Origin of the sequence: Thalassospira sp. GB04J01 (genome assembly GCF_000751115.1) — a bacterium.
Classification (GTDB): Bacteria; Pseudomonadota; Alphaproteobacteria; order Rhodospirillales; family Thalassospiraceae; genus Thalassospira; species Thalassospira lucentensis.
The window spans coordinates 37,104-60,585 of the sequence record NZ_CCDX020000013.1; the positions used below are offsets into that span (position 1 = coordinate 37,104).

21 protein-coding genes are annotated in these 23,482 nt (G+C 53.2%); 11 read left to right on the forward strand and 10 right to left on the reverse strand.

The features are described from left to right. The first annotated feature begins 101 nt into the window (after positions 1-101). The 3 genes from AMM48_RS14015 to recR all read left to right on the forward strand — a co-directional run bounded on the left by AMM48_RS14015 (position 102) and on the right by recR (position 3,029). Positions 102-1,997 carry a DNA polymerase III subunit gamma/tau gene (locus AMM48_RS14015; protein WP_102784550.1) on the forward strand — a complete coding sequence of 632 codons (1,896 nt, stop codon included), beginning with the start codon at positions 102-104 and terminating at the stop codon, positions 1,995-1,997. Beyond that, positions 1,994-2,317 (forward strand): YbaB/EbfC family nucleoid-associated protein, encoded by a 324-nt coding sequence (locus AMM48_RS14020; protein WP_022733876.1) that lies wholly within the window; start codon positions 1,994-1,996, stop codon positions 2,315-2,317. Before AMM48_RS14015 ends, AMM48_RS14020 begins: the two co-directional genes overlap by 4 nt. Before the next feature lie 118 nt (positions 2,318-2,435). After that, positions 2,436-3,029, forward strand: a complete 594-nt coding sequence (gene recR / locus AMM48_RS14025; RefSeq protein ID WP_102784551.1) for a recombination mediator RecR — start codon at positions 2,436-2,438, stop codon at positions 3,027-3,029. Positions 3,030-3,149: 120 nt separating this feature from the next. Here the strand turns inward: recR and aroQ are convergent, their stop codons facing one another. The 7 genes from aroQ to AMM48_RS14060 form a co-directional block, all read right to left on the reverse strand. Further along, entirely contained in the window at positions 3,150-3,602 is a 453-nt protein-coding gene (gene aroQ, locus AMM48_RS14030) for a type II 3-dehydroquinate dehydratase (protein ID WP_022733878.1), read from the reverse strand. Positions 3,603-3,624: 22 nt separating this feature from the next. Then, entirely contained in the window at positions 3,625-5,502 is a 1,878-nt protein-coding gene (locus AMM48_RS14035; RefSeq protein WP_102784552.1) for a sugar phosphate isomerase/epimerase and 4-hydroxyphenylpyruvate domain-containing protein, read from the reverse strand. Positions 5,503-5,590: 88 nt separating this feature from the next. Further along, positions 5,591-6,244, reverse strand: a complete 654-nt coding sequence (locus AMM48_RS14040) for a GntR family transcriptional regulator (RefSeq protein ID WP_102784553.1) — start codon at positions 6,242-6,244, stop codon at positions 5,591-5,593. A 9-nt stretch (positions 6,245-6,253) separates the two neighbouring features. Continuing rightward, on the reverse strand, positions 6,254-7,102 hold the full coding sequence (locus tag AMM48_RS14045; RefSeq protein WP_102784554.1) for a shikimate dehydrogenase: 849 nt from the start codon (positions 7,100-7,102) through the stop codon (positions 6,254-6,256). Positions 7,103-7,113: 11 nt separating this feature from the next. Next, positions 7,114-8,382, reverse strand: a complete 1,269-nt coding sequence (locus AMM48_RS14050) for a TRAP transporter large permease (protein ID WP_102784555.1) — start codon at positions 8,380-8,382, stop codon at positions 7,114-7,116. Further along, the gene (locus AMM48_RS14055; protein WP_102784556.1) at positions 8,379-8,861 is read right to left on the reverse strand and encodes a TRAP transporter small permease; all 483 of its coding nucleotides are present in this window, start codon (positions 8,859-8,861) and stop codon (positions 8,379-8,381) included. Before AMM48_RS14055 ends, AMM48_RS14050 begins: the two co-directional genes overlap by 4 nt. A 111-nt stretch (positions 8,862-8,972) precedes the next feature. After that, positions 8,973-9,998 carry a DctP family TRAP transporter solute-binding subunit gene (locus tag AMM48_RS14060; RefSeq protein WP_102784557.1) on the reverse strand — a complete coding sequence of 342 codons (1,026 nt, stop codon included), beginning with the start codon at positions 9,996-9,998 and terminating at the stop codon, positions 8,973-8,975. Between the two features lie 387 nt (positions 9,999-10,385). Between AMM48_RS14060 and AMM48_RS14065 the strand changes: the two genes are divergently transcribed. From AMM48_RS14065 to AMM48_RS14080, 4 genes are all read left to right on the forward strand, one after another. After that, positions 10,386-11,120, forward strand: a complete 735-nt coding sequence (locus tag AMM48_RS14065; RefSeq protein ID WP_101301067.1) for a Crp/Fnr family transcriptional regulator — start codon at positions 10,386-10,388, stop codon at positions 11,118-11,120. Further along, complete coding sequence (locus AMM48_RS14070; protein WP_102784558.1) at positions 11,104-12,477, forward strand: adenylate/guanylate cyclase domain-containing protein; 1,374 nt, start codon at positions 11,104-11,106, stop codon at positions 12,475-12,477. The genes AMM48_RS14065 and AMM48_RS14070 overlap by 17 nt, the downstream gene beginning before the upstream one ends. A 32-nt stretch (positions 12,478-12,509) precedes the next feature. After that, on the forward strand, positions 12,510-13,076 hold the full coding sequence (locus AMM48_RS14075; RefSeq protein ID WP_146030413.1) for a flagellar assembly protein FliW: 567 nt from the start codon (positions 12,510-12,512) through the stop codon (positions 13,074-13,076). Between the two features lie 211 nt (positions 13,077-13,287). Then, positions 13,288-14,769 (forward strand): DUF4139 domain-containing protein, encoded by a 1,482-nt coding sequence (locus AMM48_RS14080; protein ID WP_102784560.1) that lies wholly within the window; start codon positions 13,288-13,290, stop codon positions 14,767-14,769. 65 nt (positions 14,770-14,834) lie between these two features. Here AMM48_RS14080 and AMM48_RS14085 read toward each other — a convergent pair whose 3' ends face one another. After that, a complete protein-coding gene (locus AMM48_RS14085) occupies positions 14,835-15,497 on the reverse strand; it encodes a hypothetical protein (protein WP_244271235.1) in 663 nt (220 codons plus the stop codon). A gap of 160 nt (positions 15,498-15,657) precedes the next feature. Between AMM48_RS14085 and AMM48_RS14090 the strand changes: the two genes are divergently transcribed. Beyond that, positions 15,658-16,233, forward strand: a complete 576-nt coding sequence (locus tag AMM48_RS14090) for a hypothetical protein (RefSeq protein WP_101301075.1) — start codon at positions 15,658-15,660, stop codon at positions 16,231-16,233. Between the two features lie 45 nt (positions 16,234-16,278). Then, positions 16,279-17,235 (forward strand): D-glycerate dehydrogenase, encoded by a 957-nt coding sequence (locus AMM48_RS14095; protein WP_102784561.1) that lies wholly within the window; start codon positions 16,279-16,281, stop codon positions 17,233-17,235. A gap of 119 nt (positions 17,236-17,354) precedes the next feature. Here the strand turns inward: AMM48_RS14095 and AMM48_RS14100 are convergent, their stop codons facing one another. After that, positions 17,355-19,901, reverse strand: a complete 2,547-nt coding sequence (locus AMM48_RS14100) for a PAS domain-containing sensor histidine kinase (protein WP_244271236.1) — start codon at positions 19,899-19,901, stop codon at positions 17,355-17,357. Between the two features lie 76 nt (positions 19,902-19,977). Between AMM48_RS14100 and AMM48_RS14105 the strand changes: the two genes are divergently transcribed. Next, entirely contained in the window at positions 19,978-21,423 is a 1,446-nt protein-coding gene (locus AMM48_RS14105; RefSeq protein WP_240626356.1) for an HD domain-containing protein, read from the forward strand. Positions 21,424-21,447: 24 nt separating this feature from the next. Here the strand turns inward: AMM48_RS14105 and AMM48_RS14110 are convergent, their stop codons facing one another. Further along, positions 21,448-22,332 (reverse strand): GntR family transcriptional regulator, encoded by an 885-nt coding sequence (locus AMM48_RS14110; protein ID WP_146030414.1) that lies wholly within the window; start codon positions 22,330-22,332, stop codon positions 21,448-21,450. Positions 22,333-22,454: 122 nt separating this feature from the next. Here AMM48_RS14110 and AMM48_RS14115 point away from each other — a divergent pair, with 122 nt between their 5' ends. Beyond that, positions 22,455-23,447: a sialic acid TRAP transporter substrate-binding protein SiaP gene (locus AMM48_RS14115; RefSeq protein WP_102784563.1), complete on the forward strand. Its 993-nt coding sequence runs from the start codon at positions 22,455-22,457 to the stop codon at positions 23,445-23,447. Positions 23,448-23,482 lie beyond the last annotated feature (35 nt).

Consider the following 23,482-nt stretch of genomic DNA (forward strand, 5'->3'; position numbering starts at 1 on the left):
GCATGATGTGGTTTTGTGTGGGAAATTTCCCACTTGGCCTTTCCCATGCGGGACTGAAACTGCTAAAACCAATCCAGTTTACAATATGTCGGACCGGATGAATGACGGATCAGATCGAGACCGCCAGCCAAGATACGCCCGAAGGTGAAGCCCCTGCGCCGGACGCAGCGACATCGCCTAGTGATGCCGCACCGGCAGCCAGTGCAACCAAGGCCGTGGCCCCGAAAAGCGAATATCAGGTTCTGGCGCTTAAATACCGCCCGAAAACCTTTGATGAGCTGATCGGTCATGGCCCGATGGTCAAGACGCTTTCAAACGCCCTTGAAAGTGGACGTCTTGCCCATGCATTTGTTCTGACCGGGGTGCGCGGGATTGGTAAAACCACCACCGCACGTATCATTGCGCGCGCGCTGAACTGCATTGGACCAGATGGCAACGGTGGCCCGACCATCGAACCATGCGGTGTCTGCGAACATTGCCGCGCGATTGCCGAAGACCGCCATGTCGATGTTTTGGAAATGGATGCGGCGTCCCGTACCGGTGTTGATGACATTCGCGAACTGATCGAAGGTGTGCGATATCGCCCGACCTCGGCACGTTACAAGATATACATCATCGATGAAGTGCACATGCTGTCGAAAAGTGCGTTCAACGCGCTTCTCAAAACGCTCGAAGAGCCGCCAGAGCATGTGAAATTCATCTTTGCCACCACCGAAATCCGCAAAATTCCGATCACTGTCCTGTCACGCTGTCAGCGGTTTGATCTGCGCCGTGTTCAGATCGACGAACTAAGCGCGCATTACACCCGCATTGCCGGGCTGGAACATGCTGACATCGAAGAAGAAGCCGTCGCCCTGATTGCGCGTGCAGCAGATGGTTCTGTCCGTGATGGCATGAGCCTTCTTGATCAAGCAATTTCGCACGGGGCAGGCAAAGTCACAACACAGCAAGTGCGTGATATGCTGGGTCTTTCGGACCGGTCACGTATTTTCGATCTGTTTGACTTCACCATGAAGGGTGAAATCAACGAAGCACTTGAACTGCTAAGCGCGCAATACGCCCTTGGCGGTGATCCGGCAGTGATGTTGCAAGACATGCTGGATCTGACCCATTGGTTGACCCGTGTAAAACTGTCGCCCGATGCTGCCAATGATCCCGGCGTGTCCCAGATCGAGCGTGAACGCGGTAAGGAAATTGCTGCCAAGCTTGCCATGCCGCAATTAACCCGTGCTTGGCAGATGCTGCTTAAGGGACTTGAAGAAACCCGGATTGCACCCTCGCCCATTCAGGCGGCTGAAATGATCCTGATCCGGCTGGCCTATGCTGCGGAAATGCCATCGCCCGGTGATCTGATCAAAAAACTTCGCAGCGACATGGCCAACACCGGTGCGAACGCACCACAAGGTGGTGGCGGCGGTAACGGCGGTGGTCCCGGTCCACGCATGCAGGTCGTTAATGGCGGCGGCAGCAGTGCCGCTGCGGTGGCGCAAAGTCGCCCCGACCCGCTTGGCGCCCCTGAACAGGTTGAACAGCCGGTTTACGCCAAAATGCCCGAAAGCTTTGTCGAGGTCGCCGACCTTCTGGCAAAGGACCGCGAAACAACCGGCATCGCCATGCAGGTCAAAAACTATATGCATCTGGTGAAGTTTGAGCCGGGCCGGATCGAATTTCGCCCGGCACGCGGTGCGCGTTCCGACCTATCGACACAACTGATCAAGGCGATGAATAGCCTTACGGGGCAACGGTGGCTTGTCAGTGTTTCGGAACGTGAAGAAGGTGCGCCGACGTTAAAGGAACAGGAACTCGAAGCCCTTGAGCAGCGCAAGGCGGATGCCTCGCACGACCCGCTGGTCAAGGCGATCATTGAAGGTTTACCCAAAGCCAAAATCGTTGCCGTCCACCTACCACCCGGCCAAGAAGAAACCACCGGTGAAGAGGACGAAAGCGGTTCAGTATATGACGATGCGTTTTATCTCGAAGGAGACGACGAGCTATGAAGAATCTTGCAGGGATGCTCAAACAGGCCCAGCAAATGCAGTCCAAAATGCAGGACATGCAAGAAGGTCTGGTTGAACTTGAAATCGAAGGCCAGTCCGGTGCGGGCATGGTCAAGGTAATGCTCAATGGCAAAGGCGAAATGCGCGGCCTTTCGCTTGATAAAAGCATTGTCGACCCCAACGACACCGAGGTTCTCGAAGACCTGATTGTCGCTGCCTATAACGATGCCAAGGTCAAAGTCGAAGCCGCGGTTCAGGAAAAGATGAAAGACGTCACCGGCGGCATGAACCTGCCCGAAGGTTTCAAGCTTCCATTCTGATCTGACGTTGGATCATTTAAGAATTTCGCGCATTCATCGCGCAAAATGAAGGGTGGCATTGCGCCGCCCTTTGTTTTTGATACAAGCTAAAGCATGTTGCATTAAGAACGGGGTCACGATGACCGGACGGGAAATCGAAAATCTGATTAAACTTCTGTCGCGTCTACCGGGTCTTGGCCCGCGATCCGCACGCCGGGCGGTGTTGCAGATGCTTAAAAAACCCGAAATGCTGATGCTCCCGCTGGCCGATTCCCTGCGTGCGACGGCGGATGCCATGACCACCTGCAGCAATTGCGGCAATATCGATGTCACCGATCCCTGTCACATCTGTGCCGACTATAACCGGGGCCCCGACATGATTTGCGTTGTCGAGGAAGTCCAAGACCTTTGGGCGCTGGAACGCGGTGCATCTTTCAAGGGGCAATACCATGTCCTTGGCGGAACGTTATCGCCACTTGATGGGGTTGGCCCGGATGACCTGAAGATTGATCAGTTGATCAACCGGGCCCGTGCGGATGCGGTGACCGAAGTCATCCTTGCGACCAATGCCACGGTTGATGGTCAAACCACGGCACATTACATCACCGAACGCCTGATCGAAACCGGGGTCAAGGTCACCCGCCTTGCTCATGGCGTGCCGGTTGGGGGCGAACTTGATTATCTTGATGACGGCACGCTGGCCGCAGCCCTTCGGTCGCGTAGCGTGGTTTAACAGCCACCACACCGTTGTGTATTCCAATAAAAAAAGGCAGCACCCCATGCTGCCTTTCGAATACTATTTGGGTTGAGGCGTGATTATTCAAACCACAGATCCATCAAAATCCTTATAAAATCAGGATTTAGACCCTGAAGTTTTTTCAGCCGCCAAACGAGTTGCCAATTCATATCCATAGGCACCCGCACCGGCCATCACCGCATCAGCCACCGGGCTGATCCAGCTTTTATGTCGAAACTCTTCGCGCGCATGCGGGTTGGATATATGCAGCTCGATGATATAGCCATCGAAGGTTTTTAGCGCATCATGAATGGCTGCCGATGTATGGGTATAAGCCCCGGCATTGATAATGATCGCGGCCGATTTTTCACGGGCTTCGTGGATCAGATCAATGATCGCACCTTCGTGGTTCGACTGGCCGAACCGCACAGTGACATTCAAATCCTTGGCCAGGGCCGCACATTTTGTTTCGATGGTTTGCAGCGTGTCATAGCCATAAATCTCTGGCTGGCGTTGCCCAAGCAGATTCAGGTTCGGTCCATTGATGACAAGAATTTCCGGCACGCTCATGTGTATTCCCCTGAATCCAATTTTATTTCGCACCGTCGCTGCGACGGTTCATCCGTGTCTGGGACGCCAGCCTGATCGGTGCATTGGCCGCCCCGAACCCACGATACGCCCGACGCTCCACCAGTTCAAAGAAGAAACGGTTGGCAAAGGTCTTGGTATAGGCCTGATAATATTCACCTTCGTCGTCGCGGTCATATAGAATATTACCCGCGCGCAACCGGTCAAGCAATTGTGGCTCAAGCCCGAAACGGGCTTCGATGTCATCATAGTAGTTTTCAGGGATCGGTAAAATTTCAACACCGTTCTTCTGACAGAAAGCAACGGTTTCAAAGATATCATCGCTTGAAAATGCCAGATGCTGAACCCCACTCCCAAAGAACTCGTTTAAGAACTGGGAATGCTGAGTATTGGGGCTTTGCGACCCGTTCAGGATCAAGCGCAACGCATCGCTTTGCACCACCTGACTTTGCACAAGCCCGCCGGGATCAGGAATATCAAGAGTTGGCATTTTCCCCAGATCAAAGATCGAAGTGAAATACAGAACCCAGGCCAACATTTCCTCATATTGCATCGAATAGGAAACATGATCGACAGCGCGCAGTTTTGCTTTTGCACTGTCTGTCGTCGCTGGTTGGTCACAATCAAACTCGACATCCCAGATACGCGAAAGTTCGCTATGGTCATCAAGGAAATAGACCAGACTGCCACCAACACCGCGGATGGCTGGCATTTCAATTTCGCCCTCGCCAACCGCCTGACTAAACGGTGCCGCCAGCAAGGATTGCGCCCGATCAAGGGTTGCCTTCGCATCATCAACCTTAAGCCCGACCGCACAGACCGACGGGCCATGCACGATATTATAGGAATGCGCGAACCCGTCCTTGTCGCAGTTGATCACAAGGTTGATATCGCCCTGCTTCCACCAACTCACGGCCTTTGATTTGTGGCTGCCGCGCTTTTCAAATCCGAGCCCGACAAACAGATTTGCCAATTTTTCTGCGGTATCTTCCTCGACCGCGAACTCGACAAAGGCGACTTCCTTGGCATGCGCCTTGGGCGGCAGAATGGCGGCCTTTTCACCGACCTTAACGCCTTCAACCCCATCGCCAAGATAGATCAACGACCGCAGACCATCCTTCGCGACAGTCTTGGTCGAACTGGACCGGAACTGATCGTTGAAGATTTCAAGGGATAGCGGCCCGTCATAGCCGGTCATGGCAAGATTGCGCATGAAGTCACCCAGCGGGAAATCGCCCTGCCCCGGGAAACACCGGAAATGGCGGCTCCAGGATAGCGGATCCATTTCAAGGGTCGGCGCATCGGCGACCTGAACCAGAAAAATTTTGTCACCGGGGATCGATGAAATCGCATCAAGTGGCACCTTGCGCGCGATGATGTGGAAAGTATCAAGCACCAGACCGACATTGGGATGATTGGCCCGGCGCACAACTTCCCAGCTGTCGCGATAATCACTGATATGCTTGCCCCATGACAGGGCTTCGAACGCGATTCGAAGTCCACGCTTGGCAGCCCGGTCGCCAAGTTCGGCCAGATCCTTTGCCGCACGATCAAGGCCGCCCAGTGATTGGGGCGATACGTTCGAACAGACCATCAAAAGATCAGTCCCAAGTTCTTCCATCAGGTCAAACTTGCGCTCGGCCCGCTCAAACGCACGGGTGCGCTGGGGTTCGGGCATACCTTCAAAATCGCGGAACGGCTGAAACGTCACCAGCTTGAGGCCAAGATCGCGGATGGTCTTGCCAACATCGGCCGGCGATCCGTCAAAGGACAGAAGATCGTTTTCAAAAATCTCGACACCGTCAAAACCGGCTGCGGCAATGGCATCGAGTTTTTCCTGAAGATCACCAGACAGCGAAACTGTTGCGATCGAGGTCAGCATATTATCCCTCCGGGATGCACGTGTGAGGCACCGGGTCATTCACCGCAAGGATTTAAAACGTGATGCGCCGTGACGACGCACTGCCAGTTTAATCCTGCGGACGACGCCGGTAGGTTTCGATATGGTCGGTCAGTTTTGCAATCGCGCCATCAAGGTCACGCGCCAGCGCGAGGTCATAAATCGCGCGATGCTCGTCGATAATGTCATTGGCGCGAAAGCCATGCGTCTTAAGCTCGATCACCACATACCGGCGGAATTGATCGAAAATTTCGCGGTGCAGCCGCATGTGCAGATCCGATCCGCACGCCGATATCAACGCCTGATGAAACTCGCGGTCATACTGGCTCCAGCGGACCGTAAGTTCGCGGCTTTCTTCGGAAAGCATCTGCTTTTCAACAGCCGAGAGCTTGTGATGGGCACCGGCAACGCGGGCTTCCCACTCGACATCCCCTTGTTTGATCGAGGCGGCCAGACCTTCGCATTCAAGTAGCAGCCGCATCGACGTCAACTCCTTGAAATTGGACGGCGATGTTTCGACAACACGAAACCCCTTCTGGCCTTCGACAAAGACAAATCCCGATGCGACAAGGCGATTTAGCACTTCGCGCAGCGTATTGACCCCGGCGTTATAACGTTCGCGCAGGGCATCAAGCTTAAGCTTCACGCCGGGCTGTAACTCGCCATACAGAATATCATCGCGAATTTCGTTATAGACCGTTTCGGCAACTGTGCTGCTGCTCATCGTGTTCCCCTAACCGGTCAATGCCTCGGGATAGGCATTGAAATAATCCTGTCTTGCAGCATCGGCATCAATTTCCGCCCCGCTGAAAACCTCGAATGCTTCAATACCCTGAAAGAAGAAGAGTTCAAAGCCGGTCATGACCTCAATCCCCGATTTCGTCGCTGTGCGCAGGAACGCCGTCTCGACCGGGGTATAAACCGCATCGAACGCCCATTTCTGACCGCCCAGCAAGTCGACGTCAAACGGACACCCCGGATACTGGTTCATACCGATCGGCGTACAATTGATCAGGCCATCGGCACTGCGCACCGCATCTGACAGGTTTTCTGCCCCGACAAATTCGGCCTGCACATCCGCCGCTGTTAACGTCGCAACCAGTTCTTCGCCACGCGCGATGTCCTTGTCATGGACCAGGATTTTATCCGCCCCCAACCCACGCAGACCAAACGCGGTTGCAAGGCCAACACCACCCGCACCAAGCTGTAAAACCGTTCCCGGCTTTGCATCCCCGAACTGCTTTTTATAGCCGCGCATAAAGCCAACAAAGTCGGTATTGTCCCCGCGCCAGCCATCTTCGCGAAACACAACCGTATTCACAGCACCAAGGGCTGCTGGCAGACGTTTACGCGGTGTGACCAGTTTGCGGGCACTGGTTTTATACGGATGGGTGACATTAACCCCCGCATAGCCGGTTTCCGCGCATGTGGTCAGCTGTTTGATCAGATCGAAATCCTCAATCTGATCGCTGTCGAGATAGTCGTAACTAACATCCATCCCGCACATACGGCCCAGCAACACGTGCAGTCGGGCCGACTGGCTGCGTGAAATGCCTTTACCGATAAGACCGAGTTTCAACATGGGACGGTATCCTAAAATCCAAACAGTTCCGGCAAGAAGGTGACAATGCCCGGAACAAATGTGATGACCAGCAACACAAACAATTCAACAAGGAAGAATGGCATGATCGCCTTGATCATTCGGGCCATGCCAACACCTGCAATCGCATCGGCAACAAACAGGCACAAGCCCATCGGCGGTGTGATCAGGCCAATCATCAGATTGAAAATAACAATGATGCCAAAATGGGTCGGATCAATGCCAAGGCTCAGTGCAATCGGATGCAGGATCGGCACCAGCACCAGCATCGCTGCAATGCCCTCAAGAGCAAGACCAACCACCAGTAACATCAGATTGATCAGGATCAGGAACATCGCCGGGCTGTCGACATAGCCCAGAACAAACTGGCTGACCGCCTGTGGGATACCGGCAAATGTCATAAACCAGTTGGCCGCAGCCACCGTTCCCATAATGATCAGGATGCTCGAAGAATCACGCATCGCACCGGAAAATATGCCCGGAAGGTCGCCCGGTTTGAGTTCACGGAACACAAACAAGCCGACAATCAGTGCATAGAAAACGGCAAAGCTGGCTGCTTCGGTCGGTGTCACGATCCCCGCAAGGATCGAACCAATCACAAAGACCGGCATGAAAAGCGGGATCACACCATTCCAAAGCGCACTCAACTTTTCACGGAAATTCATCCGTTCGCGCGGGGTGGCGTAATTCTTTACAAAGAATCGTACATAAACCGACAACGCAATCGCCAGCAGCAAGCCCGGCACGATCCCGGCAAGAAACAAGGCCGGTACCGATACGTTGCTTGTGATCAGCGCATAGATGATCACGGGAATGCTGGGCGGAATGATCGGGCCAATCACCGAAGATGCTGCCGTAAGGGCGGCGGCAAAGTCACGCGGATAACCTTCCTTTTCCATCGACGGAATAAAGATACGCCCGATTGCCGAGGTATCGGCCACTGCCGACCCGGAAAGCCCGGCAAAGATCACTGATGACCAGATATTGACCTGCGCCAGTCCGGCCTTGGCATGACCGACCAACGCATTGGCCAGATTGATCACACGCGATGTAATGCCGCTGGCATTCATCAGTTCACCGGCCAGCACGAATAGCGGGATCGCCAGAATGGTAAAACTATCCATGCCAGCGAAAATGCGTTGGGGGAGCAAATCGATGCTAAAGGTGCCAGACCCGATATAGGCGGCAATACCAAGTGCAATAGCAAATGCGACCGGTGCGCCAATCGCCAGTAAAACAAGCAGGGTAACGCCGGTAATCATGCTTCACCCCCGGTCGGCACGGCCTTAAAGAACGAAATAATGCGTAAAATAGCTGCGATCACGAGACAGATACCGCCAACGGTAATCGCGATCTGCGCCCAATACATTTGAATGCCAATACCAGATGCGACAATCCCACCACGTTTTCCGGCAAAAATCAGCCCGGCATAGGCAAGGATGCCGCCCAGCACCAATGTGGCGACATCAACCAGCAAACTGAGCTTGCGCCGGAACTTCTCGGGAACGGTATCAATGACAATGCTGAAAGTAATCTGTTTGCCCTGCAAATAGGCATAGGCAACGCCAAACATGCAGCCATAGATCATCGCATATTTTGCGACCTCCTCGCTCCATTGCAGGGGGGCGGAAAATAGGTAACGGCTCACACTGCCAGCAAAAACAACGCCAAAAACAACGAGGATACTGATCCCCGAAAGTCCGGCGAGCAAACGCATAAACGCAATTTCGACGCGTTGCATGGGGGTCCCCCGGATCATCGCGGACAACGGAATGCTTTTAGAAAAAGCATGGTGGCGGGAGAAAAGGACGGACCAGGCTCAAAGGAGAAACACCCGGTCCGCCAAAACCGATTACATCGAGGCTTCTGCTTTGGTAACAGCGGCCTGCAGCTTTTCAATCCACTGCGCATCAATCTGACCCGAAAGCCATTCGATCACAGCCGGCTGAGCTGCATCACGGAACGCTTTGAGCTGCTCTGCGGTCGGCGTGGTCACTTCCATGCCTTCCTCTGCCAGTTTGGCAACGCCTTCTGCGGAATTGAACTGCTGAATTGCACGGCCAACGTTTGATGCAACACCCGCAGCACGACGCAGAAGCGCCTGATCTGCTTCGGACAGATCCTGATAAATCGCTTCATTTACGACAATAAAGTCGGTGCCATAAACGTGACGATCAAGTGTGAGGTACTTCTGCATTTCGTAGAATTTGTTGGCATAGATCACGCTGATCGGATTTTCCTGACCATCAACCGTACCGGTGGTAAGGGCGGTCGGAACTTCCGGCCACGGGATCGGGGTTGGCTCACCACCAAGTGCCTTGACCATCTCAACAAACAGCGGGACGGTCATGACACGAATTTTCAGACCTTCCATATCCGACGGCTGGGCAACAGCACGTTTGGAGTTGGTAAAGTTACGGAAACCAGTTTCACCATAAGCCAAGGTGCGCAGGCCGGTTTTCTCCAGACAATGTGCGGCAAGTTCCTTGCCGAAATCACCATCCAGTACGCTCCATGCCACATTGGCATTCGGGAAAATATACGGCACATCAAGGACGGCTGCCTCTGGGCAAACCTTTGAAAACGGACCTGAAACCATCGACATGGCCAGCGTGCCGTCCTGGGTATTTTGCAAAAGGTCAGTTTCACCGCCAAGCGAACCGGCGGGGAACAGGGCAACCTCAATACGGCCACCGGATTCTGCTTCGACAATGTTTTTAAAGACCTGCGACGCGGCACCTTTTTTCGAGGTGGTCCACTCTGCCGGATCAACGTGGGCAAAGTTCAGCGTTACGTCAGCAGCATGCGCTGAAAACCCAAATGACGCAGCAGCCATAGAAACGGCACCAAAAAGGGCACCCTTGGAAATCATCTTCATTACGTCCTCCCGATTAAACAAAATTCCGTAGACCTTGGTTGCTTCAAACAATCTTGTTGTTTTGCGGCCTCTTTTCGGAATTAGGATAATTTAAAAAATATAGGAGATTTTGTCAAACATTCTATATTTTCATCAAAAACAGCCGTTTACCCCGTCAAACAACACAGAACCGATGATCAAAACCCTCATCAAGGTTGCCGATTAGAGATTGGAATTTAAGGATGGAAATGCGAATCGGCTCGGCAAATGCAACAGGATCATTTCGACAATCACGCCAATAACATGCCTCTCGAAAACTGCTTGCTGTAAATTCCTGTATTTGTGCTAGTTTAACTGTGAAATTGATCCGATGAACTCTGATATAAAACCATTTCCAAAGTGAATTCTGTGAACACTCTCACCGGCCCCACATCACCCCAGCTTGCAAAAATTGCCTCGCGTATTCTGGCGGGCAGCTTCCTGTTTGAGGATCTTGATCCTGAACTACTTGAACAACTGTCTGCTCAGGCCACTGTGCGCCGCCTTGAAGACGGTCAGTTGCTGTTTGAAAAGGGGGCTGCGGCAGACGGCCTTTATGCTGTCGAAGCCGGCAAGGTTCGCATTTCATCGGTGTCGGAAACCGGCAAGGAAATCGTTTTGAACGTGCTTGCCCCAGGTGCGGTGTTTGGCGAAATCGCCCTTTTGGACGGCGAACCGCGCACCGCAACCGCACGCGCCGTTGGTCCAACACGCTTCCTGTTCATTTCGCGTGATGCCTTCTTTGAAATATTTGACCGCGAAGCACCTTTGCGCCGCCATATCACGGCACTTCTGTGTCGTCGTTTGCGGTGGGTCAGTGATCTGCTCGAAGATGCCAACTTCCTTGATCTTATGGCGCGCCTGATCAAACGCATCCTGTGGCTTGCCGAACGCCATGGCGGCCCGGACCCCGAAGGCATTCGTATTGCCCTTCCGCTGTCACAGCAGGAGCTTGGCCTGATGCTTGGTGTGACGCGCGAAGCGGTGAACAAGAAACTGCGTGAACTTGAAAAGCGCGACATGATCACGCGCCGTGACGGACGTCTGGTGATCAAGGATGCCGACGGGCTCAAACAGCTTCTTGCTGATGCAATCAAGAACTGACCCCACACTCTCACTGTTTGACCAGCTTGTCGCACGCGAAGAAAAGCGCGGACTGATCCTTGTTGCGTTTTTGCGCATCTGCATGCTGGCCTTCATCCTGCTTTTGTTCAGCAAACCAGATTCTCCGACCGGAACGCTTTATACCCTGCTTGAGGTTCTCGGCTGGTTCATTCCCGGTGTTTTCATTCAACTTCTGGTCGCAGCACGCGGCGGAAAATGGGTATGGCTGCTGTATCTTTTGGCAGTCATTGATGCCGGACTGATTGTTTATATATCGGTGGTGCCCGATCCCCTTAATCCGCTCACCAATCATCCCGCGTGGCTGTATGGCTTTGTGGTGCGTGACCGTGGCGTTGTCTTTTCAATGATCATGATGGCGCTTGTCATCATGACATTTTCGCCGCGACTGATCCTGTGGTTCGGTTTTTGGCTGTTGATGGCGTGGATTACGGCAATCGTCTGGCTGATGCATCGCCCCGGCGTCATTATTTCCCAGCATTTTGGCGACGACTGGAACCCGACAAAGCAGGAACTGATCGACACTTACAATCTGCCGGAGTTTGTCGATATCTCTGCCTTGGCCGAACAAGTGGTCATTGTTGTCGTGTTTACGTTGGCCTGTGCGGTAATGGTTTCGCGCTTACGCGTGTTGATCAACCAATTTGCTGCCGCCGAACGCGCACATGGCAATCTGGCGCGTTACTTCCCCGTCGCCCTTGCCGACCGCCTTGCCGATCGCGATGAACCCATACGGGTTGGCGAACGCCGTGAATGCGTCATCATGTTTGCCGATATTATCGGGTTTTCCGGCTTTGCCGAAAAACGCGACCCGCAAGACGTCATGAAATTCCTCAACCAGTTTCACCAGATCGCCACCACACAGATCGGTGCCTATGGCGGAATTGTCGAAAAATATATCGGTGATGCGGTGATGGCCAGCTTTGCCGCCTTTGATGACCTCCCGTGCCCCGCATCAAATGCCCTGTGCGCAAGTCAGGCCATCGTGTCGCAGGTTTCTGAATGGCAAGCCCGCGAACCCGCAGATGACGGCTTACCGCTCCGGATTGGTGTCGGGCTTAATTTTGGCCCCGCCGTTGTGGGTGACATCGGACAGCGCGAAGCGGTAACCCCTGCTGTAATCGGGGCAACTGTCAATCTTGCTGCCCGGCTTGAACGTGCAACCCGCAAGCTTGAGACCGACACTGTCATGAGTGAAAGTTTCGCCAATCAGATACGCAACGAAAGTTCCGTTTCAGGATCTGTTTTATTGCGTCATTATCAACAGCATGAATCCATTCGGGTAAAAGGATTTAGTGACCCAATACCTGTTCTGTTTCACCGTGATCTTGAAAACTAGCTAAATTCCATAGCCGTTATTGCAATAAAGCCTTGAAATCGGGCAATACAGCCCCAAAATGCGTTTTATCTCATGCACATGTGCTGACAACTGATCAGCAGGAGGAAGTGATGGCCACACCCACAGAAACGACTCCCCCGGCACCTGAAGCGGTACCGTCTTCTGTAAGGTTAACAACCCTGTTTGGTGAACGCGAATTTGAATGGGACAAAGCCATTTATTTCCCTGCGGGACTAAAAGGCTTTCCTGACCATAATGTCTTTGCCTTGGCAAACTTCCCCGGAGACGGCGCAAGTAGCTTTCTCCTGATGCAATGCCTGACCGAACCGGAACTGGCCTTTATCGTTGCCCCCTACAATATGGACAGCGATACAATTAACCCGGAACACCTTGAACAGGCCTTCACCATCCACGGCATCAAAAAGAATGACGGCGCTGTGCTTTTGATTGTCACTCTGCACAAGCCCGAAGATAACGGCGATGTGTCCATGTCCGTCAATCTGCGCGCACCAATTATCATTGATACGGAACGTCAGTCCGCCTACCAACACCACCTGCCCGAAGCCGGACATTATGACTTCCATCACGTTGTAAAATAGACACCGTAAATCGGCTTAACGCTTGTTCTGCTATGGCTCAATCTAAGAGCCCAGCATCATTGCGCCTTTTTGCTCGAACTTTGCAATACCCCAGCCGCCACCAACCAGCTGAGAACAAATTTCGGTTGGCCCATTCCCTTCCTTGATCCTGCCATGTTTTCGCGTGAAAGTGGCATGAATGAAATCACATTAACCGGACAAGGGATCGGGAATGTCTGTAACACTGCGAAACCGTTTTGCACTGGCCGCACTTTTGGGTACGGCTGTTTTTTTTGGTCCAGATATCGAGGCCGCACGCGCGCAAGAAGCGTCTGAAAACCGCACCAAGCTCAATACATCAATTCCCGTTTCGGCCAGCAACCGGACAAAATTGCAGCTCAGCGTCTATCCCGGCAATCTGGCTATGATTGCCGAACAGCGCACCGCCGACATCCCCGAAGGGCAAAGCATCCTTCAGATTGATGGTCTTGCGCCCACGGTGATGGATGACTCGTTTCTGATCGGCACCCCCAACAACAGCGACCTCGTCTGGACGTCGCTTCGCAATTCGATGAATGGTGCAGACGCCATCACCGCCCTTCTGCGCAATCAGATCGGCAAAGAAGTCATCATTCGTCGCGATGATGACCTGATTGAAGGCACCTTGCTGTCCCTGTCGGGCATGGCGCTGGTGCAAACCGATGCCGGAATTGAACAGGTGCCGATCCATCAGATCATCATCAGCAAGCTGCCCGATGGCTTTTCCCCCGATCCATCAATCGAAGCTGAAATTGCCACCACATCGGCCCTTGATCATCTTTCGATGGCCTATCTTCTGGGCGGGATTGGCTGGAATACATCCTATGTCGGGCACTATGACAGTGAGGCCAACAACCTGACACTGTCGGCCATTGCACGGGTAACCAATCAATCCGGGGCGGCGTTCGATGATGCGCAATTGCGTCTGGTGGCCGGTGATCCCAACCGGGTCAGCCAGGCACCAATGCCGGTTGCCAAGGCGGCCCGCAATGAAATGATGATGTCGGCCATGGCCGATTCAACTGGTGCCGCACCGGACCGCGAAAGTTTTGAAAACCTGCATGTCTATGGCCCGTTTGACGGACTTTCGATGCAAGATGGTGATACCGTGATCTTGCCGTTGATTGACAAACAATCCCTGCCAGTCACCCGTCGCGCCATTTTCAATGGCTCAAGCAATGCTTATAACATGGGCCAAAATGGCGAACCGGACTTTGTCCGCCCTGATCTTGAAATCAAGATCACCAACAAAGGCGGGGCGGATAATCAAAGCCCGTGGCCAGATGGCGTTGTGCGTATTTTTGCCAACAGCACATCGGGCGACACCCGCTTTGTCGGTGAAGATAACCTGTCGCTGACCCCGGTAGAACGCGAAGCCACCCTTCGTCTTGGTAAGGCCAGTGATGTTTCGGGTACGCGCCATGTGACGTCCTTTACCCGTAAGGCACGCCCAAACATGCCCGACGCAGTCACGGCTGATTTGGAATGGAAAATCAGCAACACCAGTTCGCGTGCAGAAACGATCACAATTTACGAAAACATGCCAAGTGACTGGGTCGTTAATGCCGAAAACCACAAGCATGTCCTTGTGCAGCCCGGCCTGATCCGTTGGGACATCGACGTCCCGGCCAATCAGGAAGTCACCGTCAGCTGGTCGGTCAGCAGCATCAATTAAGCCATCAAGGCGCAACCTGACATACAAGGTTGCGCCTTGATCTTATTGAAGGGCCCCGCTTGCCGTCACAACGGCGCGTCTTGGCCCTGTGGTCGTTTGCTGTTGTAAAACGCCTTTGCCAATGGCAACAGCAACGCTGCATCGGGAACCTGACCGGTGTCATCACACAATTCGGCATAGATACAAATCAGTTTGGTCAGCAAGACAAAAGCTTCCTGATCATTCATCCCGGCAAACCGGCCAAGGATACGGATCGCCTCACCCGCCGCATCGCGTGCCAAATCCAGTTGGCCCGCACCGCGCATGGCCAAAACCAGTGCCGCGAGTGAATAGCCAAGATCCAGTCGTTCCAGATCATCCTTGCGTCCGACACAACCGTTCAACCGATCCCGACGCAGTGCAACTGCCTGAGACGCCGCATCTATCGCCCATTCCCATTGCCCTGCATCTAGCTCAAGGGCCGCGCGGTTGTTCAGGCTAAGCGATAATCCGGCAATCGCCGCATCGCGTGCCTTCGGTAAATGACTGGCAAAAAGCTGATCGGCCTTATCAAACAAGCTCAGGGCATAGTCCCGTTTGCTGTGATGCTGACTGGTCGCCATCTCCAGATACAACCTTGCCAAAGTCAGGGATCCGGGTTCTGTCGCCTCAATGAAGGACAAACGCAACGCATATTCGTCTGATTTGTCCTGCATGTTTTTCCCGCCACCCCGTGTTTGCTGTCTCATTTTCGCGCCCCACCGCCCAATACCGGTGTTACACGCAAAGACGTTCGGGCAAGGTGCCTTGTGAAGGAGGGTCAATCAGCGATAAGCTGTTTGCGGACCATGAACGGCCTGATACATAATCTGTTTTTACATTTGCCCCACAGTCGGAAAACAGCCCCGCATGAACATGTCGAGTGAAACCCTGCGTGCCCTTTACGGCACTTGGCGCATTGCCCGTGGCGATGCCAACGGGCTGACATTTTTTGATTTTTCCCTAAACGGATTTTGGCGATCCTTTTTGGCCGCCATCATCGTATTCCCGGCTTTTGCCTTTTTACGCTGGCATGATTTGCTTGACGCACCGGAAGATTTCCCGGTCGGACGCTATATGACCGTCGAAGTTGTTGCCTATGTCATTAAATGGCTAGCATTTCCGGTCTTGATGTACCAAGTGATGCCAATCCTGGGGCGCACCGAACGATATATCGGCTTTATCACGGTCTATAACTGGTCAAGCGTCCTGCAAATGGCGGTGTATCTTGTCGCACTGTTGCTGGGCGTTTTGTTCCCCATGCTGGGACCGGGCGGATTTGTCATGGTCGCGGTCATCGCGATGCTGGTCTACGGCGTTTATATCGCGCGTTTGACCCTGTCTGTTCCGATCCCGACGGCCAGTGCGATTGTCATGGCCGATTTCCTGTTATCCATGGTGATCACATCCATCGGTATCCGACTGGCACTTGGACAGTTATTCTAAAAACATAAACCGCAAAAAAATCATCCTCATTAGGGAGAAACACACATGAAACCGGTTCTTGCCGTCACCCGCCGACTGCCCGACGCCGTCGCGAAACGGGCTGCGGAACACTATGACATCCGAACGCAGGAAGATGACGATCCGCTGTCGCGCAATGAAATTCTGACCCTGTGTCATGGTGCAGATGCCGCCCTTGTATCGGTTGGTGATCCGATTGATGCGGCGTTTTTTGACGCCTTGCCAGACAGTGTCAAAATCATCGCCACCTTCTCGGTCGGGACCGATCATATTGATCTGTCAGCAGCCCGCAAAAAGGGCGTGATCATTGGCAATACACCGGGCGTTCTAACCGATGCCACCGCCGATATTGCGTGGCTTCTGATTCTCGGTGCCGCACGCCGCGCCAGCGAAGGCGAAGCCGAAGTCCGCAATGACACATGGTCAAGCTGGCGTCCGACCCATTTGATGGGCACACAGGTCACTGGCAAGAAACTGGGCATTATCGGTATGGGCCGCATCGGACAGGCGGTTGCCAAACGTGCGCGTGGCTTTGATATGGATATTCATTATTTCAACCGCCACCAATTGCCCGCCGATCAGGAACAGGGTGCGACCTATCACAGCAGCATGGATGATCTGCTGCCCCACTGTGATTTTCTGTCACTGCATTGCCCATCAACCCCGGAAACCAAGGGCATGGTCAATGCCGACTTCATTGCCAAACTGCCAGACGGTGCAATCATTGTGAATACCGCACGTGGCGATGTGGTCAATGATGGCGATCTGATTGCCGCCCTTAAATCGGGTAAGCTGACGGCGGCGGGCCTCGATGTCTTTGCCGGTGAACCGAATATCGAACCGGCTTATCGCGATCTGACCAATACGTTTCTTTTGCCGCATCTGGGGTCAGCAACGGTTGAAACCCGCAATGCCATGGGCTTCCGCGCCCTTGATAACATTGATGCTTTCGTTGCGGGCAAGGATGTGCCGTTTACGGTGTAACCGGACTTAAAGAACATCACGACACAAAACCAAAGGCGTCAAAATTCGGCGCCTTTTTCATTGGGACACGCATAACCCCACGTAACCGTTACCCGCTGGCCGCAAGCAGGCACAACGGATCAAAGGTCGCTTTCTTCACCCGCGGGCAGGATACAGGCGATTTCGCGGCCATCACGGCTGATTTTCACCCGGCCACCGTGAATTTCAACCACCGCCCTTACCATCGCCATACCAAGGGCACGCCGTGCGGACGGGCTTTCGCCGTCGCGCAGACCTTCGAACAGCATTGGTTGCGGGGCTTCATCGGAAAGCGATATCGAAATTTCAATATCTTCGCCACGCCGGCGCGCCATGACCGAAACTTCACTGCCTTCGGGGGCGGATCGCAGAACGTTGGTTACAAGGATGAACAGTGCCTGTTTCAACCGGCGTTCATCGGCCACCATCCAGCCAATATTGCGCGAACAATAAAGCCTGAGTGACACATTAAGTTCGGCTAACCGCGCACGGGTCAGCGCTTCGAGTGAGCGTAGCAAACGCCTAGGATCAACCGTATCCAGTTCAAGGGCAACCTGCCCCGATCCAAGGGTCGCCAGATCGCGCATATCATCGACGAGGGCCAGCATGCTTTGGGCTTCGGACCGGATGGTTTCAACCGACCGGGCAACATTGCCGTTTAGATGCGGGATCAATCGATCCGACTCGCCATTAATATGATCAAGTGGCTTGGTCAGTTCACGCGATACGGTGGAAATGAAGTCTGATTTCATCTGATCGGCAGTGCGCAGCGCCTCGTTGCGTTCGCGCAGCGCACGTTCGACCCGAATGGTATCGGTAACATCAATATAGGACATCATCACCGCCCCATCGGGCAACGGCACAATGGCAAAATCGACAATGGAATTATCAGACCGCTCAAGCCGCCCATTCATCGGTTCGTGGTTGGTAATGCGGGCCACCATCCGGCTTTTGAATTTGTCCCAGTCATCGCGTTCACGCCAGTATTCACGCGACTTTTCAACCACCTCGGCCAGATGCGGGGCGGCATCAAGAAACGCCGGATCAAGCCCCCAAAGATCGGCAAAACCATGATTGTGCAGCCGCAAACGACCATCCCCACTGATCACGCCAACCGCTTCATGCAGGCTTTCAAGCGTTTCACGCTGAACCGCAATCAGGGTGTTATAGCTGCTTTCCAGCACCAGTTTGTCAGTGACATCTTCATAAACAAACATCAGCCCGCCAAACGGATGGGGTGATGTAAACCGGCGCAACGTCATGCCATTTGGCAAATGCATCAGGTCTTCTTCTGATTTCAGAAGATCGGTAAACCGTTGATTTTCAGTATTGCGGAACTGGTTGAAATCGGTGACTTCGGGCAATTTACGTTCATCGCGCAAGCGCCGCAAAACATCATCATGGGTCGGTTCGGACCACAGCCATTCGTCATCAAGATCCCAAAGCTTGGTAAAGGCGGTGTTAAAGAAAATAAGCCCCTTGTCCCCGCCGTAAACCGCAATTGCCGTTCCGAGGTTTTCGAGAACTTCGGCATGTGCGCGAATATGACGCGAAAGATCGGACTGCAATTCTTCAACCGATGTGCAATCAATCGCAAACCCGATCAGTTCATCCGACGCATCGGGGTTTTGTGACAGCATTTCAGTAATGCGCAGCAATTTGCGATCACCTCGAATAACCACGTGATAGTCACGTGTCAGGTCCTCGCCATTGCGCTGAACCGATGCGGCAAGCGAACGCCCGTGATCGGGAATGATGCCTGCACCAATTTCCGCCTGATTTTCAAGCACGTCCTCGATGCTGGACCGCTCAACCGCATCGGCATAAGCCGCATTGCAATCAATCAGCCGCAATTCATTGTCACGCCGCCAGACAGGGAACGGCAAGCTATCAAGTAACAACCGAAGTCCGGAAACCTCATGTTTAAGAACCTGAAAATCACCAAACTGGTTTTCGCGTTCACGGGTATGGCGGGTTTCATCACGGAACCATAATCCGTGTGCCAACACATCAGCCGACCGGTCCTTGCGCGCCGACATCCCCGTCACATGGTATTTGCGCTCATCAAGGGTGTTCACCCACTGTTCAAACCGTTCATGCCCGGTTTTAAGGCCGCGCACCCGTTCCTTAAGGAGCTTGGCATCCTCATCGCGTAATTGATCAAGCAAATCGGGAAAACGTCCATCCGCGCCAAGGCTAAAGGCCCGCTTTAACCCCGGGCTTGCACCCTCAGCAAATCCTGTATGGCTCCAGTAATAAACCGGATCCGGACCGGCAAATAAAAGCTGGGTGAAAAGTTCTGTTTCACCGGCCAGTTCATGTTCGTGATCTTCGACTTCTTCAAGATGGCGGCGCATGCGCAGTGACAGTCGCCAGCCAACCCAGGCTGCAATCGCCGCACCAATAAACGCCGCCAACCCAACCACCAGCCAGTCGCGGTCGCTTAACCCCGCAAGGCTGCCAAAAATCGTCGCACCAATACCGGCATTGCCATCCGGTTCCGATACAATCGCCGGGGCATTATCAAGTCGAAATTTATCCTGCGCATGAAGTTGCGTCGAAACAACAAGCATGGTCAGCGCACCGCACGCCCACTGCCAGACCGTCGACAGCCGAAATCCGGGATATTTGCGCAAAAATACCTTCACCTGTTCCTTTCGCCGAACTTGATCAGAAGCTTGATCGGATGCCTGCCGTGTCACGTGTTGTTAACCGTTTGTGTTTATGAGCTATTATTATGGTGAAAACGGGGTGCTTTTACCACCGTTTCGCATCATTGCAGCAACAGCCTTGGCTGGAGCCGCATTTCACGGGGTCATCCCATGGAAAAACCGCGATGACATGGCGTATGAATCGGGCTATGTCTGCGGTGTCGTCGTTAACAACAGATACAGCGTACCCGTCCCGAATATGAGTCTAAAACCGCAGCTAGATCTTTTTGCGAAGCACGCGGAGGCAAAGCCTGCCGCGTCACAGAAGGAATCCGCCGCGCTCAAGGCTTCCAAGGATGCCGGACCGGAAATTCGCGACCTGTTTGACACCAATTTCAATGCCGCAGATATCGCCGAATGGGAACTGCTGTTTCGCGATGCACCGCAGTATAATTACCATTTCAAACGATCCCAGATCGCCTCGGCCTTTGACCGTCCGCTACACAAAAAGCTGATTGCATCGCACGCCTTTGAACGGTTGCGCGAAATCTCGTTTTTGGGGGCCATTGATTATCTGTTCCACCCCAATGGACGTCCGGCCAATATCCGTCATTCGCGCTATGATCACACCATTGGCGTGGCCCTGCTGTCGCAGCAATATTGCCGCTTGATGGATTTGTCGGAGGCTGATCGCGACCTTCTCGGTGCGGCCGCCCTGTTACATGATATTGGCCATGGTCCGTTTTCCCATACGCTGGAACCGGAATTTGCCCGGCGGTTCAACCGCAATCACCATCAACTGACCAATCAGATCATCACCGGCGAGGTCCAGCTCGACCTTTCGGTCAATCATCTGCTGGTCAAACATGGCGTTGATCCCGACGAAGTGATTGCGCTTCTGTCGAAAAAATCGACCCACCCGCATGCCAGCCTTTTGTCCGGGCCGGTCAATATCGACACGCTGGAGGGCATCAGCCGGACCAAGACGTACGTCCATCCGAACTATGTCCATTGTCATCCGCGCTTACTGCTTGAAGCCGCCGTCAAACTTGATGACGAATCGCTCAAACGGCTTGATAAGTTCTGGCAGCTTAAAGAAGACATCTATCGCAATTTCATTTTTGGCCCGATGTGCTTTGCCACCGACCATTTATGCCGCGAATTTGTCGTCAATAATGCCCCGGACTTTGCCGCCGATGACTTCCTGTTGACCGAAAAGGCGTTCTTGCAACGCCACCCGACCTTTAAAAAATTCCTGTTCAGTCTGAAAAACCGGATTGAGCTCGACGGGGTTGTTGATGCGGTTGATCAGAACAAATTCAGTGCCGCCGCCGCTATTCTTGAAGACAACAAAACCAAGGTGCCCAAGCGCGAATTCCACATCAACGCAGATGTCGATGTGAAATGCTTCGCCGACCTGTCAAAACGCTATTACGAAGAAAAAAATTCGTTCCTGCGCCGTGTCGGCAGCCTGACCGACCCGGCTCAACAGGCTGCTGCGGCCAGCCTGTTTGATTAGGATCATCCAGGCCAATGACCTCACCTAATCGCGCTGTAAAGATGCAAGAAATGTGTGGTGGGCTGTTTCCAAATGCCGTTCAAGTGCTGCGGTCGCAGCACCTTGATCCTGTCTGAGGATCGCATCGATAATCTCAAGATGCTCTTCCACCGCAAATCCATTGCGCCCGACCTGGTTCTTCTTCGACCAGCGATAGTGAAAATGGAAAATCACCGATATTGAATCCTGAAAGCCATCCATAAACCGGTTTCCAGCGGCAGCATTCAAGGTCCGGTGAAAACGGGTATCAAGCTCTGAAAACTCGGTAAAACGCGTATCGATTTCACTGCGTAATTGAACGTGTTCCTGACGCAGCCGCAACAGTTTCCCCCAAAATGGTGCATCTTCGGGAATGTCAAAAATTGCACGGATCGCGCGACATTCAAACATCCTGCGGACTTCATGAAGCTCCAGCGCATATTGCTCGGTGAAGCCTTCAAGGATCCAGCTGCGTTGTGGCTCCTTGCGGATAAAACCAACCCGGCTCAGCCCAATCAGAAATTCACGGATGGCAGTATTTGAAACGCCGAACCGCCGTGCCAGAGCCGCCTCGCTCAGACGGCTCCCCGGGGCTGGTTGCGCGTCTTTCAGCCACATCATGAAATCGGTCTCAAGCCGCTCTTCAAGGCTTCTGATTTCTGAAATCGAAAAGTAATCGGACTTCTGAGGTTGGCGCAATAATACAATCGGAAAACTGTTTGATGAAATCAGGTTAATCTCGATTGCGCGTTCCAAAACGCGGCGCGCCAAAGTCCGGCTCACAACCAGCAATCGCGCCAAACCCGATATCGTATCAGGAGAATTCCCGATCGATACACTGTCGAGCCATGTGTTGAAGCTGGTCTTGAATTTTCGGTCTGAACGGGCCACGGCGACAACTGTCTTTTAAAGTGTTTTTTAAGCATTAAAGACAGTTGAGATGGATGGCAACTGTTCCCTAAGATGAAACCGAAAATAGAACAAAAAAAGAGTTCAAAATCATGGAGGTTACAATGTTCACCCGGAAACTCATCCGTGGCACCGTCATGGGCCTGACGGCCCTTGTTGCCCTTGCCGGAATGCCCAAAAATTCCAGCGCGCAAGAAGTCCTGAAATTCGGCCACGTCTATGAGGTCGATACCCCGTATCACCGTGCGGCTTTAAAAGCATCCGAGCTGTTCGCCGAACGTACCGATGGCCGCTATAAGATCGAAGTCTTCCCGGCATCCCAGCTCGGCAAGGAAGCCGCCATCAACGAGGCGCTGACCCTCGGTTCAATCGACATCATCTATACCGGTGTCGCCTATCTCGGGCAGACATACCCACCGATTTCGATCTCCGATTATCCCTTTACGCTGCGCGGTTACGAACACTGGTTGAACTACACCAACTCGGACCTGTTTGCCGAACTGTCGAAAGAATATACCAGTGTCACCGGCAATGAGATCGCCGGGCTGGTTTATTACGGCGCACGTCATGTGACCTCGAACAAGCCGATCCTGACACCGGCCGATATGAAGGGTCTTAAAATCCGCACCCCAAATGCCCCGGCCTATCAGATGTTCCCCAAGGAAACCGGTGCTAACCCAACGCCAATGGCCTTTTCCGAAGTGTATCTTGCTCTGCAACAGGGTGTTGTTGATGCACAGGAAAACCCGCTTCCGACCATTAAGTTCAAGAAATTCTATGAAGTGCAGTCGAACATCAATCTGACCGGCCACATCATCAACTCGTTGATCATGCTGGTGTCGCCTTCCACCATGGACAAACTGGGGGATGAAGACGGCAAAGTTCTGCTTGAAACCCTTCAGGAAGCCGGTATCGGCGCATCCAATGAAATCGTGAAAAACGAAAATGAGTTGGCCGACTGGTTCCGTGAACAGGGTGTTACGGTTAATGAAGTCGACCGTGGTCCTTTCATTGATGTCATCGCCCCGCGCCTGAAAAGCGACGACATGCCGTGGGATCCAGAAATCTTTGAGCGCCTAGAAGCCATCAAAGGATAACCAGCCTAACTTTGCACAGCTTCCAGCCGGGGGAA